We start from the raw sequence: 3,421 nt of genomic DNA, 5'->3' as shown, positions 1-3,421 counted from the left end.
CCGCCCCCCCCGCCGCCGCGCCGAGGAAGGGACGGCCAAGCTTCAAATTGACGCCGAAGGCGATCGGCTCGGTAATGCCGAAAAAGGCGCTGAGCGAGGCTGGCAGCGCTATCTTTTTCAAATCGCTGTCACGGGTTCGGGCATATACCGCAAGTCCCGCCCCGCCCTGCGCGATATTGGCCATCGACCAGATGGGAAGCAGAAAGTTGACCCCGATGTCCGGATTGGAGATCAGCCCGATTTCAATCGCCTGGATTCCGTGATGCAGTCCGGTCATGACGATAAAGCCGTAGGCTCCGCCAAGAAGCAGGCCGAACAGCGTTCTCCCAAGCTGGAACATCTGCTCCAGCAGGCCGCTCAGAAAGCCGCCAAGCTCCGCGCCAAGCGGCCCTATCACGAGAATGGCGAAGCCGCAGCCCATGACAAAGCTGAGGAAGGGAACCGTCAGAAGAACCGCCGTTGCCGGGATGATCCGCCGCAGCCCCTTCTCGATAAGCGTCATCAGCAGCACCGCCAGAATAATCGGAATCATAGTGCCTTGATAGCCAAATTGCGGGGCGCTCGTCAAATCCGCTGCGGCAGCCGCCGCTCCGCCGGGTTCGGCAAGATGCAGCAGATGGAGACGGGTCATAACAATTCCGACTGCGGCGCCAAGCACCGGGGTTCCCCCAAACCGCTTGGCCGCTTGATAGCCGAACATCACGGCCAGCACTTGAAAGGCGGAGCTGGTCAGCAATGACAACGTCTGAAACCACATGCTGTCCGGGGGCGCTGCGCCAAAGGCTTTGAGCATGCTGACCAGGCCGAGCAGCAAGCCGACAACGATGAAGAGCGGAATGATGGGCACAATGATGTCGGAGAAGAGCGAGACCATACCTAGAGCTTTGCCTAATGCTCCCTTTCTTGCCGAGCCTTGCGCCTCCGGGAATGGACCTGCCTCGGCCTGATGGAGCGCAGTTCTCCGGTTCCACGCTCTCCGCAAGTATGGAAGGATCATACCGCCGGGCTCTGTGGCGCGGGCAGAGCTTGTCAGCTCCTCCGGCCCGCTTGGGTGCTCGGCTTCCTGCGCCCGTTCCGTTCCGGGGTCCTCAAGCAAGCGCATGATTTGACGCTGTACCTTAAAGACCAATGCCGGTCCCACAATAATTTGCAGTTGTCCGGCATGAACGAACACGTTCTGAACCTCCCCGAGCCTGGACAGAGCAGCTTCATCCACGCGGTCGCTGTTTCGCAGCCTCAGGCGAATCCGGGTTGTGCAGTGTGATGCTTCGAGCACATTGTCCGGCCCGCCGGACAATTCAATCAAGCGCATAGCCAGTTGCTTCGCCGGGCTGTGGCTATTCTTCATGATCCCCGCGTCCTGATCCGGATGAATATTCCCTTGCGGCATTGTCAGCTCCTCCCTGTTCGTTATGTACAACAACTATGAAGTTGTCCATGTTCTATATCGGCAGGTGACATTCTTTTATTGATGCAAAAAAAGACCTATTTTCAAATCATGCATCGACACGCGATTTATAGATTCAGCGGCACTTGACCCTTCTCCGGCCCTACTCCGCCAAAAAAGTAACAATTTCGTAATCTATTATAGTATTTCTATTGTGACAATAATCGAATATAAAATCAATGGTCAGTAATTACCACCTCCTACGAGTCCAAACGGCACTAGACCTCAGGTTAAGTCTATGTCAGATTATCGGATATTTAGAACTATCGACCTAATTTCAAGCATCCAAACGAAGAGAAGCCCTCAGGCACATTTGTGGCCGAGGGACTCTCAAATAGATCAGAAGTCTTTTTATGCCGTAGCTTTTCCTCCTGGGACCATTCCGCAGCAATACTTCGACTTTAAGTGCTTCCGAATAATCACATTATATCCTATATTTAATATTTTTTCAATATAATATATTTCTATGATTCATATTTTGTATACAGAACTACGCTGCTTGAGAGGATGGACCGGACGAAACCATACGGCTGCCGCAGCCCGGCTTCAATCTCTTCGCGCGTCATTAAATGAAGGTCAACGCCAATAGGGTAGCGCCGAAGCCATTGCCTGATCTCGTTTCCTCGCAGAGACGGAGGACCACGAAAATGGCCGATGACCAGAATATCCAGATCGCTGTCGCCGTTATCCTGGCCTTTGGCATAGGAACCAAACAGCAGAACCTCATCCGGACCGCTGCAGCGGACGATCATTTCCGTTATGCGGCGCAGCGTACGCTCCAGCTTCATGATGTTCTGAACTCCACGACCAGATAAGCGTTCCTGATGCTGCCGGGCAGCAGCGATTTGAAGCCGGTGTCCGCCGATTTCCTGATTTGGAGCTGCCATTCGCCCAGCAGCGGTACGCTGGAGGCAAAGCCGCTCTTGGCAAGGTGCCGGGAGCCGCCAAATGCCGGATCGGGGTTCATTGTCTCGTCGGAAGCCGCGGCCGCTCCGGGAACCTTCAGCCTGGCGCTGAAGCTGCCGCTGTCCCCGGTTTCCAGAAACAGGTCGACCCTGGTTAGATTGATGCTGCTCTTGCCGCGCGCGTAGAATGGCAAATGATCCCGCTCCAATGTAAAAGCCAGCACTTGCTCCGCATCCCCGGCCGGATTCAGAAAACGCTGCCAGGCCGTTCCGAACTCGTGATTCAGCACCAGAAGGCGCTTACCCGACGGCGGCAGGATGGCGGCCACATTGCTTCTGGCAGCATTGACCAGATCCAGATTTCCGCTGGCTTTGGCTGTATAGCGGAGATGGATAATTACATCGGAAATGGTCGACAGGTCGAACTGGTTATTCTCCTGAGGCAGCCGGATTTGCCATTCGCTCACTGCTCCAGCGCCCTCAAACGGCAAGTACCGGTCGTCTTCAAAGTTCAGCTCGAACATTCCGGCATCATTCTGCCCATGGCTGGTGGCGATTGCGGCAACCGGAACCGGACTCTTGTAAAACCGGGCATCCCCGGCGGCCAGCGGATTTCCATATCCCCCCGCCGTACTGTCGTTCATTCGAATGCCGTGATTGGTCAGCGACAGCGTGCAGTTCACCCCGGTGTACGGCCCCGTTACGCAGGGAATGCTGATGGACACCGTCTTGATGCGGCGGGAATAATGGCCGGGATAATCCATATCAAACAGCCATTCCGGCAAAATCACGGCGCAAGCGCCGGCCTCCTTCAAGGCCAGCAAGCTGAGAGGCAGGAACCCGGCCAGCGAAATATGCTTCGTGATTTCCAGATCCCGCGTGTTGGATTCAAGATAAGCGGCTTCCATCCGGCGGAGGTCGTTCGTCAGGCGCTCACCGGCAAGCAAGCCTTTCTTCAGACTGTCCCAGTAACCGAACTGCACGAACGCGGACGCCGGATTGCCGGTCTCAAACTGATAGCACTTCTCCGCCCGTTTGACCATGTCGTAAGCGAGCTGGTAGCTTTGGA

Annotated in this window: 3 protein-coding genes; all 3 read right to left on the bottom strand. The window is 55.5% G+C overall.

The genetic code is table 11. The features are described from left to right. On the bottom strand, positions 1-1,390 hold a 1,390-nt coding region (locus tag L692_RS0100575; protein ID WP_025696231.1), incomplete at its 3' end, for a PTS transporter subunit EIIC. A gap of 521 nt (positions 1,391-1,911) precedes the next feature. Next, positions 1,912-2,235, bottom strand: coding sequence for a nucleotidyltransferase domain-containing protein (locus L692_RS27435; RefSeq protein ID WP_025696229.1), 324 nt, complete (start codon positions 2,233-2,235; stop codon positions 1,912-1,914). Further along, the coding region (locus L692_RS32260; RefSeq protein WP_036721172.1) for a Tc toxin subunit A-related protein at positions 2,232-3,421 on the bottom strand (1,190 nt) is incomplete at its 5' end. The genes L692_RS32260 and L692_RS27435, both read right to left, overlap by 4 nt.

This window comes from Paenibacillus forsythiae T98 (assembly GCF_000520735.1).
In the GTDB taxonomy this organism is placed as follows: Bacteria; Bacillota; Bacilli; order Paenibacillales; family Paenibacillaceae; genus Paenibacillus_AQ; species Paenibacillus_AQ forsythiae.
This window is presented reverse-complemented; position numbering and strand designations above follow the sequence as displayed.